This is a genomic window from Sphingomonas sp. GM_Shp_1 (assembly GCF_026540895.1).
In the GTDB taxonomy this organism is placed as follows: domain Bacteria; phylum Pseudomonadota; class Alphaproteobacteria; order Sphingomonadales; family Sphingomonadaceae; genus Sphingomonas.
Genome location: NZ_JALNUR010000057.1, coordinates 1 through 14305, shown reverse-complemented (window position 1 = coordinate 14305; position 14305 = coordinate 1). Strand labels below are relative to the sequence as shown.

At 67.2% G+C, this 14305-nt stretch carries 12 protein-coding genes; 8 read left to right on the top strand and 4 right to left on the bottom strand.

Annotated features, from left to right (window positions below; genetic code table 11):
• Positions 1-249: 249 nt before the first annotated feature.
• Entirely contained in the window at positions 250-1827 is a 1578-nt protein-coding gene (gene nadB, locus OXQ33_RS16845; protein WP_267435879.1) for an L-aspartate oxidase, read from the bottom strand.
• 117 nt (positions 1828-1944) lie between these two features.
• Between nadB and OXQ33_RS16840 the strand changes: the two genes are divergently transcribed.
• Positions 1945-2694 (top strand): energy transducer TonB, encoded by a 750-nt coding sequence (locus OXQ33_RS16840; protein WP_267435877.1) that lies wholly within the window; start codon positions 1945-1947, stop codon positions 2692-2694.
• A gap of 267 nt (positions 2695-2961) precedes the next feature.
• Here OXQ33_RS16840 and OXQ33_RS16835 read toward each other — a convergent pair whose 3' ends face one another.
• Positions 2962-3894, bottom strand: a complete 933-nt coding sequence (locus OXQ33_RS16835) for an ABC transporter ATP-binding protein (protein WP_267435875.1) — start codon at positions 3892-3894, stop codon at positions 2962-2964.
• An 88-nt stretch (positions 3895-3982) separates the two neighbouring features.
• On the opposite strand from OXQ33_RS16835, the gene OXQ33_RS16830 reads away from it, so the two are divergent.
• The 4 genes from OXQ33_RS16830 (at position 3983) to OXQ33_RS16815 (ending at position 7830) form a co-directional block, all read left to right on the top strand.
• Positions 3983-4216, top strand: a complete 234-nt coding sequence (locus tag OXQ33_RS16830) for a zinc-finger domain-containing protein (protein WP_267435881.1) — start codon at positions 3983-3985, stop codon at positions 4214-4216.
• Between the two features lie 178 nt (positions 4217-4394).
• Entirely contained in the window at positions 4395-5825 is a 1431-nt protein-coding gene (gene tldD, locus OXQ33_RS16825; RefSeq protein ID WP_267435873.1) for a metalloprotease TldD, read from the top strand.
• A 300-nt stretch (positions 5826-6125) separates the two neighbouring features.
• The gene (locus OXQ33_RS16820; RefSeq protein WP_042488306.1) at positions 6126-6464 is read left to right on the top strand and encodes a P-II family nitrogen regulator; all 339 of its coding nucleotides are present in this window, start codon (positions 6126-6128) and stop codon (positions 6462-6464) included.
• Positions 6465-6480: 16 nt separating this feature from the next.
• Complete coding sequence (locus OXQ33_RS16815; protein ID WP_267435870.1) at positions 6481-7830, top strand: ammonium transporter; 1350 nt, start codon at positions 6481-6483, stop codon at positions 7828-7830.
• A 287-nt stretch (positions 7831-8117) separates the two neighbouring features.
• Here OXQ33_RS16815 and OXQ33_RS16810 read toward each other — a convergent pair whose 3' ends face one another.
• On the bottom strand, positions 8118-8504 hold the full coding sequence (locus OXQ33_RS16810) for an EF-hand domain-containing protein (RefSeq protein WP_267435868.1): 387 nt from the start codon (positions 8502-8504) through the stop codon (positions 8118-8120).
• 147 nt (positions 8505-8651) lie between these two features.
• On the opposite strand from OXQ33_RS16810, the gene OXQ33_RS16805 reads away from it, so the two are divergent.
• From OXQ33_RS16805 to OXQ33_RS16795, 3 genes are read left to right on the top strand one after another with little or no spacing between them, the layout of a single operon-like run.
• The gene (locus OXQ33_RS16805; protein ID WP_056436153.1) at positions 8652-9872 is read left to right on the top strand and encodes an argininosuccinate synthase; all 1221 of its coding nucleotides are present in this window, start codon (positions 8652-8654) and stop codon (positions 9870-9872) included.
• Positions 9873-9925: 53 nt separating this feature from the next.
• Complete coding sequence (locus OXQ33_RS16800) at positions 9926-11470, top strand: hypothetical protein (RefSeq protein ID WP_267435862.1); 1545 nt, start codon at positions 9926-9928, stop codon at positions 11468-11470.
• A gap of 11 nt (positions 11471-11481) precedes the next feature.
• Positions 11482-13149 carry a hypothetical protein gene (locus OXQ33_RS16795; protein ID WP_267435860.1) on the top strand — a complete coding sequence of 556 codons (1668 nt, stop codon included), beginning with the start codon at positions 11482-11484 and terminating at the stop codon, positions 13147-13149.
• A gap of 58 nt (positions 13150-13207) precedes the next feature.
• On the opposite strand, the gene OXQ33_RS16790 is transcribed toward OXQ33_RS16795, so the two are convergent.
• Positions 13208-14305, bottom strand: a 1098-nt coding sequence (locus tag OXQ33_RS16790; RefSeq protein ID WP_267435858.1) for a GNAT family N-acetyltransferase, incomplete at its 5' end; no start/stop codon positions are given.

The window sequence follows — 14305 nt, the reverse complement described above, 5'->3', positions numbered from 1 at the left end:
GGGCACGCTGGGGGCATGGGCGGTGCTGCCGGGCCGGGTATCGGCGCCGCATCCGGCCAGGGAAACAAGAAGGGTCGCGGCGGATACACCGCGCCGCCAACCGATCGATATACGCTTCGTCACCGCCATACCCCGCTGCACTTGGCGATCCTTACGCACTGCCCGATTGCGCGAAATCCCTTGATCGGGTGGTTGCGATGAACGGTCGCCGGCGCGCGACAAGCTGCGAAACCCGCGCAAATCCGGGCGTTACGGGATCAGGATGGTATCGACCGCCTCGGCCTGCATCTGGGGATAATCCAGCGTGTAATGCAGCCCCCGGCTTTCCTTGCGATGCAACGCACAGCGGACGATCAACTCGGCGGTCTGGAGCAGGTTGCGCAGTTCGATCAGGTCGGGCGTGACGCGAAAATGGCCGTAATAATCATTGATCTCGTCGGTTAGCATGCGGATGCGGTGCTGCGCGCGCTCCAGCCGCTTGGTGGTGCGGACGATGCCGACATAATTCCACATGAAGCGGCGGATTTCGGTCCAGTTCTGCTTGATGACCACCTCTTCGTCCGAATCGGTGACGCGGCTTTCGTCCCAGGGGCGGATGTCGGGGGGCGGGGGCAGGTCGTCCCAATGTGCCGTGATATGGTTGGCGCACGCCTCGCCATAGACGAAGCATTCGAGCAGCGAGTTGGACGCCAGCCGGTTGGCCCCGTGCAGGCCCGACTGGGTGACCTCGCCCGCCGCGTACAATCCCGGCAGGTCGGTGCGGCCGTCGCGGTCCACGATGACGCCGCCGCAGGTATAATGCTGCGCGGGGACGACCGGGATCGGCTGCACCGTCATGTCGATGCCGAGCGACAGCAGCTTTTCGTGGATATTGGGGAAATGCTCGCGGACAAAGGCGGGCGACTGGTGGCTGATGTCGAGATGGACATAGTCCAGGCCCAGCCGCTTGATCTCATGGTCGATCGCGCGCGCCACGATGTCGCGCGGCGCCAGTTCGGCGCGGGAGTCGAAATCGGGCATGAAGCGGTGGCCGGTCTCGGGGATCTTCAGGTGCCCGCCTTCGCCGCGAACCGCCTCGGTGATCAGGAAGTTCTTGACCTGGGTGTTGTAGAGGCAGGTCGGGTGGAACTGCATGAATTCCATGTTGGAGACGCGCGCCCCCGCGCGCCAGGCCATGGCGATGCCGTCGCCGGTCGCCCCCTTGGGCGCGGTCGAGAACTGATAGGTGCGGCCCGCCCCGCCGGTCGCCAGGATCGTCGCGCGCGCCTTGTGCAGCACCACGCGGCCCGTCCGCCGGTCGACGGCATAGATGCCCCAGACATGGCCCGCGCCCGAATAGCGCATCTCGTGGCGGCTGGTCGCCAGGTCGATCGCGACCTGGTCGGGCACCATGGTGATGTTGGGATGCGCATCGGCGGCGCGGAGCAGCGCGTCGAGGACCGCCCAGCCGGTCGCGTCGGCGACATGGACGATCCGCCGATGCGAATGCCCGCCCTCGCGCGTCAAATGGAGCATATTGCCCTCGGTCGCGAAGGGGACGCCCAGCTTTTGCAGCCGCTCGATGGCGGCGGGGGCGTTCTCCACGACGAACTCGACGGTGGCGCGGTCGTTCAAGCCTGCGCCCGCGACCATCGTATCCTCGATATGGCTTTCGAACGTGTCGCCGGGTTCGAGGACGGCGGCGATTCCCCCCTGCGCCCAGGCGGTCGAGCCCTCGTTCAGCTTGCCCTTGGCCAGCACCGTCACCTTGAACCGGTCGGCCAGGTTCAGCGCCGCGGTCAGCCCGGCCGCGCCCGACCCGACGATCAGGATATCGGAATCGGTCATGCGCGGGCTCCTTCGGGCGCGGTGGCGGGGGACATGGACGCCCTGTGGCACGGACGGGGGGCGGTGGACAGGGGGTAACGGCTTGCCGGAGGCGGTGGGCCTTCCCACCTTCGTCCCATGACGCTGGCCCGGCCCGATTGGCGCGACCGTCTGCGCGCGGCGATCCCCACGGGGCTGATCGTGGGAGCGGGCGGCTATGTCCTGATCCTGGGGCTGGGCTTCACGTCGGTCCCGCCCCTGGTTTCACCGGCGCTCGACAGTTTCGATGTCGTGCCCCCGGCACCGCCCCCGCCGCCGCGCGTCCAGCCCAGGAAGGTGGAAACCCATCGCCCGCGCGGCGCCGCCGCACCGCCCAATATCCGATCGCAGGCGACCGAGGTCGTGGCACCGCCGCCGATGGTGGTGCTGCCGCCCGTCTCGCCCGTCGTCGTGGCCCCGGTCGCGGGGACGGGCGCGGACCCTAGCCAGGGCGCCTCGGACAGGCCCGGCCCCGGCACCGGCGCGGGCGGGATCGGCAACGGCACGGGCAGCGGCGGATCGGGGGACGGCGACGGCTATGGCGACGAAACACCGCCGCGCCGGATCAAGGGACGGATCAAGGATTCGGATTATCCCGAAGCCGCCGCCGATGCGGGGGCGAGTGGCACGGTGCAGGTCCGCTATTTCGTCAATGTCGACGGCCGGGTCAGCGGCTGCGTCGTGACGCGCAGCAGCGGCAATGCCGCTTTGGACGAGACGACCTGTCGGTTGATCGAGCAGCGATACCGTTACGACCCGTCCCGCGACGCCGATGGGCGACCGGTGCGGTCGATCATCGTGGTGAATCAGGACTGGGTGCTGGAGCGTTTGCCTGCGGAGCGGCGATAGGTCGGGCTCTGGGGGAGCGCCGGGCGTGGGCTTCGACTTCGTTCAGCCTGAACGTGGTTTGGGAAGAAGAGACTGGTTCGCGCGGAGGCGCGGAGAACGCGGAGGTGTACCACTCCGCTTGTTCTACAGTCCGCCCCAACAGGCCGTCATAAGTAAGGGATGTGCTATCCGCGCACCGAACACCTCCGCGTTCTCCGCGTCTCCGCGCGAACCTAAAATATCCCAAACCCCGTTCAGGCTGAGCGAAGTCGAAGCCCAAGGGAATCCTTAAACCCCCACACTCCGCGTCAGCGACAGGAACACATCCTCCAGATCGGCTTCCTTGGTCGAGACGTCGACGATTCCGAACCCGTCGGCCTGGATCGCCGCCAGCACCTGGCCCGCATTCACCTTGTCCTTGGCATAGGTGATCTCGAGCGTGCGCGAGCCCTTCAGCACGATCTTGCCGAAGCTGGCATGGTCTGGCACCGCGCCCACATCGCGGTCGACGGTCACCGCCACCACCTTTTCCTGCGCCTTGCCGACCAGTTCGCGGGTCGGTTCGTTGGCGACCAGGCGACCATGGTTGATGATCGCGATCCGGTCGCACAGTTCCTCGGCCTCTTCGAGGTAATGCGTCGTCAGCACCACCGTCACGCCCTGTTCGTTCAACTGGCGGACATAGGCCCAGAGTTGCTGGCGAAGCTCGATATCGACGCCCGCGGTCGGTTCGTCGAGCACCAGCACCGGCGGCGAGTGGACCATGGCCTTGGCGACCATCAGCCGCCGCTTCATGCCGCCCGACAGGGTGCGCGAATAGGCGTTCGCCTTGTCCTCCAGATGCACCGCGCGCAGCAATTCCATCGAGCGGCGCTCGGCCTTGGGCACGCCGTACAGCCCGCCCTGGATCTCCAGCGTCTCCAGCGGCGTGAAGAAGGGGTCGAACAATATCTCCTGATTGACGATGCCGATCGACGCCTTGGCGTTGCGCGGATGCTGGTCGATGTCGAAGCCCCAGATCGACGCCGACCCTTCGGTCTTCATGACCAGGCCCGCCAGGATGTTGATCAGCGTCGACTTGCCCGCGCCATTCGGCCCCAGCAGCCCGAAAATCTGCCCCCTCGGCACGTCGAAGCTGACCCCGTCGAGCGCGCGCTTGCCGCCCTGATAGGTCTTGGCGATGCCTTGGATCGAGATGGCGGCTTCGGTGGGAGTGGTCATGGGCCATGCGATAGGCCCGCACGACGGACAGGCCAAGCCGGTTTTCGGCAATTGCACGGGGCTTCACGCCTTGCTATCGCGCGGCACTATGTTGCCGCCGCCCGAAACCACCCGCGTCACCCAGACCCGCGTCGCCTGCGACGGCGCCACCGACATCCCCGGCGGAGCCGCGCTCGGCCATCCGCGTGTGTGGTTGCAGATCGATGAGACCGGCTATGTCGATTGCGGATATTGCGATCGCCGTTTCGTGCTGATCGGCGGCCCGGCGGATGGAGTCGACCAGTCGCAGCTTCCCGACCATGGCGATGGCGCCGGGCGCTAAGTGAGACTCACGCCCCTCCCGCAAGCGGGAGGGGATGGGGGAGGGAAAGCCACGGGCGTTGGTCTCGGTGAGACTCCCTGCCCTCCCCCGGCCCCTCCCGCTTGCGGGAGGGGAGAAGAAGGTGGGATTTCCGTCAGTGGAGATTTCAAACCCCGGCCGGGCATCCTATATCCCCAAGATGACCGCCACCGATCCCCGCTCGTTCCTGTACCGCGACACGCTGGACCCCGACGCCGCGCTGCGCCTCACCGCCAGCGCCTTGTCGCGCGCGGACGATGGCGAACTCTACCTGCAATATAAGCGTTCCGAAGCATTCGGCTTCGACGACGGGCGGCTGAAGACGGCCAGCTACGATACCCATTCGGGCTTCGGCCTGCGGGCGGTGTCTGGCGAGATGACCGCCTTCGCCCACGCCAACGAACTGTCCGAAGCCGCGATCCAGCGCGCCGCGCAGACCATGGCGCTGATCGACCCGGCGAAAGGCGCCGCCGCGCCCCCGCCGCAGGGGACCAACCGGCATCTCTACACCGCGACCGATCCGCTCGACCTGATCCCCTTTGCAGAGAAGGTGTCGCTCTGCCAGACGATCGACGCCGCCGCCCGCGCGCGCGATCCGCGGGTGGTGCAGGTGTCGGTCGGCCTGTCGGGTAGCTGGAGCGTGGTCGAGATCGTCCGCGCCGACGGCTTCGTCGCCACCGATGTCCGGCCGCTCGTCCGGCTCAACATCTCGGTGGTGGTCGAGCAGAAGGGGCGGCGCGAGACGGGCAGTTTCGGCATCGGCGGGCGCTATCTCTACGACCGGCTGGTCGCGCGCGAGACCTGGGAACGCGGGATCGACGTCGCGCTGAATCAGGCTTTGGTCAATCTCGACTCGGTCGCCGCCCCGGCGGGAGAGATGACCGTGCTGCTCGGGCCCGGCTGGCCGGGCGTGCTGTTGCACGAAGCGATCGGCCACGGACTTGAGGGCGACTTCAACCGCAAGGGCACCTCGGCCTTTTCGGGGCGCATCGGCGAGCGGGTCGCGGCCCCCGGCGTGACCGTGGTCGATGACGGGAGCCTCGCCGACCGGCGCGGCTCGCTGTCGATCGATGACGAAGGCACGCCGACGCGCGAGGTCGTGCTGATCGAGGACGGCATCCTCAAGGGCTATATGCAGGACCGGCTCAACGCGCGGCTGATGGGTGTCGCGCCGACCGGCAACGGCCGCCGCGAGAGCTTTGCCCATGCGCCGATGCCGCGCATGACCAACACCTTCATGAAGGGCGGGCAGGATGACCCCGCCGAGCTGCTGTCGCGGGTCAAGAACGGCATCTTCGCCAAGTCGTTCGGCGGCGGGCAGGTCGACATCGTGTCGGGCAAGTTCGTCTTTTCCTGCACCGAGGCCTATCGGATCGAGAATGGCAGGCTGGGCGCGCCGATCAAGGGGGCGACGCTGATCGGCGACGGGCCGAGCGTGCTGACGCGGGTGAAGGGCATCGGCAACGACTTCGCGCTGGACGAGGGCGTGGGCGTGTGCGGCAAGGGCGGCCAGAGCGTGCCCGCGGGCGTGGGCCAGCCGACGCTGCTGGTCGAGGGACTGACCGTCGGCGGCACCGCGCTGGCGGCGTAATCCAAATTCCTCCCCGGCACGGGGAGGGGGACCGCCGCGAAGCGGTGGTGGAGGGGGCGTGCCACAAAGGGTGTCCTTATTGGAGGCCCCCCTCCGTCAGGGCTGACGCCCTGCCACCTCCCCGTCCCGGGGAGGATCGATGCCCAAAAAACGGGCATATCTGCCCCTATGCCTAAAACCGATGCAGGCTCGCGCGCCGATTACGCCGCGCCGCATCATCATATCCCCGTAAAGTCACGAAAACGTAAACTGGCACACCCCTTGCGAAGCTTGCCCGTGGGAAACGCAAAGGGGGCGCAGGTGAAGCTGATCATCGCTATCATCAAGCCGTTCAAGCTCGACGAGGTGCGCGAAGCGCTGACCACGCTCGGCGTGGCGGGCATGACGGTGACCGAGGTGAAGGGTTTCGGGCGGCAGAAGGGCCAGACCGAAATCTATCGCGGGGCCGAATACAGCACCAACATGGTGCCCAAGATCAAGATCGAGGTCGTCTGCGCGTCCGAGATCGCCGACCGCGTCGTCGAATCGATCCAGGCCGCCGCCAACACCGGCGCGATCGGTGACGGCAAGATCTTCATGCTCGATGTCGGCCAGGCCGTGCGCATCCGCACCGGCGAAACCGACGAATCGGCACTCTGAGCAAGGGGGGATTTCGATGAAGCACGTCACCAAATTGGCGACCGGTGCGGCGGGCCTCGGCCTGACGCTGTTCGCCGCCCTGCCCGCCTGGGCACAGGAAGCCGCCGCCGCCGCACCCGCCGCGACGGTGGACAAGGGCGATACCGCCTGGATGCTCACCTCGACCGTGCTGGTCATGATGATGATCCTGCCGGGCCTGGCGCTGTTCTATGGCGGCCTGACCCGCGCGAAGAACATGCTGTCCACCATGACCCAGATCGGCGCGGCGGCCTGCCTCGCGATGCTGATCTGGGTGATGTACGGCTATAGCCTGGCCTTCGGGCCGGACGTGTCGGGGGGCGCGTCCAACTTCATCTCCGGCCTCGGCAAGGCGTTCCTGAAGGGCGTCACGCCCGCCAGCCAGGCAGCGACCTTCACCGCCGGCGTCGAAATCCCCGAATATGTCTTCATCTGCTTCCAGATGACCTTCGCCGCGATCACCGCCGCGCTGGTGCTGGGCTCGGTCGTCGAGCGGATGAAGTTCTCGGCCGTGATGGCCTTCGTCGCCGTGTGGCTGACCATCGTCTATTTCCCGATCGCGCACATGGTGTGGGCATCTTCGGGCCTGTTCTTCAAGGCGGGCGCGCTCGACTTCGCGGGCGGCACCGTGGTGCACATCAACGCCGGCGTCTCGGCGCTGGTCGCCTCGCTGATCCTCGGCAAGCGCATGGGCTATCCGACCACGCCGATGCCTCCGCACTCGCTGACGCTGACCGGTGTCGGCACCGGCCTGCTGTGGGTCGGCTGGTTCGGGTTCAACGCCGGTTCGGCGCTGGAGGCCAATGGCTCGGCGGGTCTGGCGATGATCAACACCTTCGTCGCGACGGCCTCGGGCGGCCTGTTCTGGATGCTCGCCGAGCGTCTGGCGGGGCATAAGGGTTCGGCGCTGGGCTTCTGCTCGGGCATCATCGCGGGTCTGGTCGCGGTCACCCCGGCGGCGGGCAATTCGGGTCCGTTCGGCGCGATCGTGCTCGGCGCCATCGCCAGCGTGGTCTGCTTCTACGCCGTCTCGGTCCTCAAGCCCAAGCTCGGCTATGACGATGCGCTCGACGCCTTCGGTGTCCATGGCATCGGCGGCATGATCGGCGCGATCGGCACCGCCGTGGTCTATGCCCCCTCGCTGGGCGGCCCGGGTGCGGCGGACTATGTCATGAGTTCCAAGCTGCTGGTCCAGCTCGGCGCGGTCGCCACGACCATCGTCTGGGCCACCATCGGCACCGTCATCGCCATGTATGTCGCCAAGGCGATCACCGGCCTGCGTGTCGCCCCCGAAGTCGAGCAGGAAGGCCTCGACCTCGGCGAGCATGGCGAGCGCGCTTACAACTGATCGGTAGCGGGGGCGATACGAACCCCCGCACCCAACGAGGTTCCTCCTGCGGACGACCTAAGCCCGGTGCGGCAACGCACCGGGCCTTTTTTTGTGTGGCGGAGGGCGAAGGTCAGAGCCCTGCCCCCGTTCAGCCTGAGCCCCGTTCAGCCTGAGCGAAGTCGAAGGCCACGGGAATTGCCTTTGTGGCAGAGCGCCGGACATGCACTTCGACTTCGCTCAGTGCGAACGGAGCTTTGGTGCAAGTGGAACAGGGGAGGGAAGAAGGTTGTCGCCGGGCAGGGGCCTTACCGCCCCTTCGGCCCCGCCACCGGGCCCGCCGGTTGTTGCGAGCGCTGGGCCGCCTTGGCCGCTTCATATTCGTCGAAGGTGCGCGACAACAGCGCCTGCGCCTCCGCCTCGGTCACCTTGCCGTCCTTGTTGGCATCGGCCTTGGCGAACCACAGGTCGGCCAGGCGCCCGGCATGGACGTCGTCGATCTTCTTCTGGCCATTGCCCATGCGCATGATCGCGGCCTTGACCTCGGCCTTGGTCAGCACGCCGTCGTGATTGGTGTCGCGCGCCTTGAACTCGCGCGAGAATTTCGCGGCGGCGGAGGCGCGGGTGTCCTGCTGCGCCAGCGCGGGGACGGTCAGCGTGGCGGCGATCAGACCGGCGACGAGAAAACGGGTCATGCACGGGACTCCAGATAGGCACTTCTCGGCCGCTCCTGACGGCCTTTGGCTGTCGCCGCAATGAACGAACCCAAGCGAAGGTTGCGTGGGGCCGCGACAGCGCATAGGGCGCGAGGCAAATCCATCCCCTCTCCGAAGGACTTTGCCGTGAGCGAAGATATCAAGCGCGTCGTCCTCGCCTATTCGGGCGGCCTCGATACCAGCGTCATCCTGAAGTGGCTGCAGCAGCATTATGGCTGCGAGGTCGTGACCTTCACCGCCGATCTGGGCCAGGGCGAAGAGCTGGAGCCCGCGCGCAAGAAGGCGGAGATGGCGGGCGTGAAGCCGGAGCACATCTTCATCGACGATCTCCGCGAAGAGTTCGTGAAGGATTACGTCTTCCCGATGATGCGCGCCAATGCGCTGTACGAGGGGCTGTACCTGCTCGGCACCTCGATCGCGCGGCCGCTGATTGCCAAGCGCCAGATCGAGATCGCGAAGATGGTGAACGCCGACGCGGTCAGCCACGGCGCGACCGGCAAGGGCAACGACCAGGTCCGCTTCGAGCTGGGCTATTATGCGCTGAACCCCGACATCAAGGTCATCGCGCCCTGGCGCGAGTGGGACCTGACCAGCCGCACCAAGCTGATCGAATTCGCCGAGGCGCACCAGATTCCGGTGTCGAAGGACAAGCGCGGCGAGGCGCCCTTCTCGACCGACGCGAATCTGCTGCACACCTCGTCCGAGGGCAAGGTGCTGGAGGATCCGTGGGATGAGGTCCCCGATTATGTCTATTCGCGCACCGTCAACCCGGAAGACGCGCCGGATGTGCCCGAGACCATCACCATCGACTTCGAGCGTGGCGACGGCGTCGCGCTGAACGGCGAGGCCTGCTCGCCCGCCACGCTGCTGACCAAGCTGAACGAGCTGGGCCGCAAGCATGGCATCGGCCGTCTCGACCTGGTCGAGAACCGCTTCGTCGGGATGAAGAGCCGCGGCATGTACGAGACGCCGGGCGGCACCATCTATGCGCTGGCGCATCGCGGGATCGAGCAGATCACGCTCGACCGGGGTGCCGCGCATCTGAAGGACGAACTGGCGCCGCGTTATGCCGAGCTGGTCTATAACGGCTTCTGGTTCTCGCCGGAGCGCGAGATGCTCCAAGCCGCCGTCAACTACAGCCAGGAGAAGGTGACCGGCACCGTTCGCCTGAAGCTGTACAAGGGCCAGGCGATCGTGACCGGCCGCAAGTCGCCCTACAGCCTGTATTCGGAAAAGGTCGTGACCTTCGAGGACGATCAGGGCGCCTATGACCAGCGCGACGCGGCGGGCTTCATCAAGCTCAACGCGCTGCGCCTGCGCCTGCTGGGCCGCCGCGACCAGATCTGATCCGAAACCTCCGTCCTGACAGGCGAGCCATGATGGACCACCGACGGGACGGAATGACATATGACGGGGCGGGGCTGTGGTGGCAGTCCCGCCTCTTTTTCTTGGCATGCGTGATCCTGTCGGCGGTGCCCCTGCTCTGGCCGGGCGTCGCACCGCTGGACGATATCGGCGACCATATCGGCAGCTATCGTATCCTGGCCGAGGCGGGGCGGGGGCCGCTGGGCCGCTATTACGACGTGCACTGGGCGGCGGTCGGCAATCTGGGGGTGGAGGCGATCGTGCTGGCGTTGCACCGCGTCTTCGGCCTCGACATCGAACCGGCGACCAAGCTCGTCCTGCTGGTCATCCCGCCGCTGACGGTCGCGGGGATGATCGCGTTGGCGCGGGCGGCGCATGGGCGGATACCCGCCACCGCGATGCTGGCCTTTCCGCTGGCCTATGGCCCGTCCTTCCAGATGGGGTTCGTCAATTTCTGTCTGGCGCAGGCACTGGTGCTGCTGGCCCTGGCGTTGTGGCTGTATCTGGCGCGGACGCGGGGGGGCGGCTGGCGGATCGTCCTGTTCGCGTTGATCGCACCGGTGATCTGGCTGTGCCACGCGCTCGGCTGGGCGCTGCTGCTGACCTATGCCTTCGCGATGGAGGCGGCGCGGCTGGCCGAAACGGGGCGAACCTGGCGGCAGGCGGTTCCCCGTGCCGGGCTGATCGTCGCGCCGATGGCCCTGCCTGCTCTCTGGATGCTGCGAGCGGGCGGGGACCGGGTGGCCGGTGATAGCGGTGGCTGGTATGTGATCTACAAGATCCGTTGGGTCCTGACCCTGTTCAAGGAGCAATGGTTCGTCTGGGATGTCGTCGCGCTGATCGTCGTGATGCTGTTCGGCTATGCGGTGATCCGGTCGCGCCGCTTGTCGATGCTGCCGCTATTGGCCGTTCCGGCAGCCATCGGTTTCGCGATATTCCTGGTGCTGCCCTATGTGTTCCGGGGCGGTGCCTATCTCGACATGCGGATGCTGGCCCCGGCGGTCATGCTGGCTATCCTGTCGGTCCGCATCGCCCCGGCCGGGAATCATGGCCGGATCGCGGCGCTGACGACCGGCTTTTTCGTCGCCCGGTTGATCGGCACGACCATCGCCTTCGCCCGGATCGCGAATGCGCAGGAGCGGGACTGGCAGGCCCTGAACGCCTTGCCGCCGGGCGGCCGGGTGCTGGTGCTGGTCGATGCCCAGGGCGAAGTCGGTTGGGGCCGCCCCCGGCGGTGGCATATCGCCGGTATCGCGATCGCGCGGCGGCGCATGTTCACCAACACCCAATGGTCCGTGCCCGGCCAGCATCTGATCCGCCCCCGCCTCGCCGACGCCGCCCCCTATGACCGGGACCCTTCCAGCCTGGCCTTCCCGCCCGGCAGCCAGGGGGGATGGGTAAATATCGACACGGCGATTCGGGATTTCGATCGCTGTTCGTTCGATGCGGTGTGGACGATCGGCTTTCCGGCGGGGCGGGCGCGGTCGCCCGACCTGATCCGGACATGGTCGGACCGCGATTCCGCCGTCTATCGCGTTCGGCACCACCGATGCTTGTCGGACGCCCCTTCGGTCCGCTAGGCACTGGCGCCATGAATGGGGGAAAGCTCAACTGGTGGCAGACGCGGTGGTTCGTGGCGGCGATGGCGCTGCTCGCCGCGCTGCCGCTGATCTGGCCGACGGTGCCGCCGCTGGTCGACCTGCCGGGCCATATGGGGCGCTACCGGGTCCAGCTGGAATATGGCAACCAGCCCTGGCTGGCCGACTGGTATCATTTCGAATGGCAGATGATCGGCAATCTGGGCATCGACCTGCTGATCGAGCCGCTGGCGCCGATCTTCGGGCTCGAACTCGCGGTCAAGCTGATCGTCATGGCGATCCCGGTGCTGACCGTCACCGGCCTGCTCTGGATCGCGCGCGAGGTGCAGGGGCGGATTCCCGCCACCGCGCTGTTCGCGCTGCCGCTGGCCTATAGCTATCCCTTCCAGTTCGGCTTCGTGAATTTCGCGCTGGCGATGGCGCTGGCGCTGAACCTGTTCGCGCTGTGGCTGCGCATGGGGCGGCTAGGCACGGTGCGGTTGCGCGCGATCCTGTTCGTGCCCTTGTCCTGCATATTGTGGGTCGCGCACACCTTCGGCTGGGGCGTGCTGGGCGTGCTCGCCTTTTCGGCCGAATTGATCCGCCAGCACGATATCCACCGGGCCAAGGGCGCGCAGGGGGTAAAGGGCTGGATCGTCTCGGCCTTTCATGCCGGGATCGGCTGTATCCCGCTGGCGCTGCCGATGGTGCTGATGGTGGTGTGGCGCTCGGGTGCGGACGTCACCGGCCAGACCACCGACTGGTTCAACTGGCGGTGGAAGATCAACTGGGTCACCATGGTCCTGCGCGACCGCTGGATGCTGTTCGACCTCGCCTCGGTCACGGTGCTGTTCCTCGTCCTGCTCAAGGGCGTGCGCGACGAGCGGGTCGAATATTCGCGCAATCTGGTCCTGTCGGCGGCGTTCCTCTTCATCGTCTATCTGCTGTTGCCGCGTATCGTGTTCGGCTCGGCCTATGCCGATATGCGCCTGGCCCCCTATGTCCTGGCGATCGCGCTGATCGCGCTTCGGCCCCGGCGCGGGCTGTCGCTGCGGGGGGCCTCGACCCTGGCGGTCGTGGGCCTGTTGTTCTTCGTGGTGCGGATCGGGGCGACCACGGTCAGCTATGTGATGTACAGCAACGATTACGACCGGGTGCTCGCCGCGCTGGACCATGTTCCGCCGCGCGCGCGGTTGCTGACCTTCGTGGGCCGCCAATATTGCGCCGATGTCTGGCCGTCGAGCCGATTGGAGCATGTCGCGGGCCTCGCGCTGGAGCGCAAGCTGGCCTATGCCAACGATCAATGGTCGATGGCGGGCGGGCAGTTGCTGACCGTGCGCTATGCCCCCGCCAAGCGCTTCGCGCACGACCCGTCCGAGATCGTGACCCAGCGGCGCTGCCGGGGCCAGTGGTGGCGGCCGGTCGATACCGCGCTGAAGCTGCTGCCGCGCGATGCGTTCGACTATGTCTGGCTCGTCCACCCGCCGCGTTACGACGAAAGCCTGACGCGTGGGATGACGCCGATCTGGCGGTCGGGGCGCGACGTGCTCTATCGGATCGACGATCGCCGTCCGATCATCGACCCGGCGGCCTATGAGCTGTTGAGTCGCCCCTCGCCCGAGGACGAGCATCGCGCCCCGCCCGCCCGGCGCAGCACGCCGCCCGGCAAGGACGACGATTAAGAGTCGTTGTCCAAACTCGCTGTAAGCGAGTTTCGAGCGGCACCGGCCCGCTCCCCCTTTACCCCCGGCGGAACGGGGTCAGTTCGCCCAGATAGTCACTTTCCGCCGCGATCGCCTCTCGTTCGCGTTGCACGAATTCGGCGACGGCGCGGCGGAAGGCGGGGTGGGGGATGTAATGCGCCGACCAGGTCGGCACCGGGATATAGCCGCGCGCCAGCTTATGCTCGCCCTGCGCCCCCGCCTCGACCGTCGAGAGACCCCGCGCGATGGCGGCGTCGATCGCCTGATAATAGCATAGCTCGAAATGGAGGAAGGGCACCTCCTCGGTAGCGCCCCAATAGCGGCCATAGAGCGTGTCCTCGCCGATCAGGTTGAGCGCCCCCGCGATCGGCCCCCCGTCGCGCTCCGCCAGGATCAGCAGCACCTTGTCGCCCAGCCGCTCGCCGATCCGGTCGAACGCGGCGCGGGTCAGATAGGGGCGGCCCCATTTGCGGCTGCCGGTGTCCTGATAGAAGGTCCAGAAGGCGTCCCAATGGTCGGGGAGGATGTCCGCGCCGGTCAGGTGGCGGATGGTCAGCCCCTCGACGGCGGCGGCGCGTTCCTTGCGGATCGCCTTGCGCTTGCGGCTAGCGAGCGCGTTCAGGAAATCGTCGAAGCTGCCATATCCTTCGTTGCGCCAGTGGAACTGCACCCCCTCGCGGATCAGCCAGCCCGCCGCCTCAAAATGCGGGAGCTGTTCGGGCGCGACGAAGGTGACGTGTGCGGAGGACAGCTCATTCTGGTCGGTCACCGCCTCGATCGCGGCGATCAGCGCGGGGGCGAGGGCGGGATCGCGGAGCAGAAGGCGGGGCCCCGGTACGGGCGAGAAGGGCGAGGCGATCTGGAGCTTGGGGTAATAGCGTCCCCCGGCGCGCTCCCAGGCATCGGCCCAGCCATGGTCGAAGACATATTCCCCCTGGCTATGCGCCTTCAGATAGGCGGGAGCGATCGCGGCAGGCTGGCCGTCGGGGCCGTCGATGACGATCGGCGCGGGCGTCCAGCCCGAGCGGCCGCCAACGCTGTCCGATTCCTCCAGCGCGGTCAGGAAGGCGTGGGAGACGAAGGGGTTGGCCGTGCCCGCACAGGCGTCCCACTGGTCGGGGGACAGGGCGGCGAC

Excerpts from the sequence above, each read along its gene's own strand:
- nadB (WP_267435879.1), bottom strand. The coding sequence starts at position 1,827 with ATGACCGATTCCGATATCCTGATCGTCGGGTCGGGCGCGGCCGGGCTG.
- OXQ33_RS16840 (WP_267435877.1), top strand. The coding sequence starts at position 1,945 with ATGACGCTGGCCCGGCCCGATTGGCGCGACCGTCTGCGCGCGGCGATC.
- OXQ33_RS16835 (WP_267435875.1), bottom strand. The coding sequence starts at position 3,894 with ATGACCACTCCCACCGAAGCCGCCATCTCGATCCAAGGCATCGCCAAG.
- OXQ33_RS16830 (WP_267435881.1), top strand. The coding sequence starts at position 3,983 with ATGTTGCCGCCGCCCGAAACCACCCGCGTCACCCAGACCCGCGTCGCC.
- tldD (WP_267435873.1), top strand. The coding sequence starts at position 4,395 with ATGACCGCCACCGATCCCCGCTCGTTCCTGTACCGCGACACGCTGGAC.
- OXQ33_RS16815 (WP_267435870.1), top strand. The coding sequence starts at position 6,481 with ATGAAGCACGTCACCAAATTGGCGACCGGTGCGGCGGGCCTCGGCCTG.
- OXQ33_RS16810 (WP_267435868.1), bottom strand. The coding sequence starts at position 8,504 with ATGACCCGTTTTCTCGTCGCCGGTCTGATCGCCGCCACGCTGACCGTC.
- OXQ33_RS16800 (WP_267435862.1), top strand. The coding sequence starts at position 9,926 with ATGACATATGACGGGGCGGGGCTGTGGTGGCAGTCCCGCCTCTTTTTC.
- OXQ33_RS16795 (WP_267435860.1), top strand. The coding sequence starts at position 11,482 with ATGAATGGGGGAAAGCTCAACTGGTGGCAGACGCGGTGGTTCGTGGCG.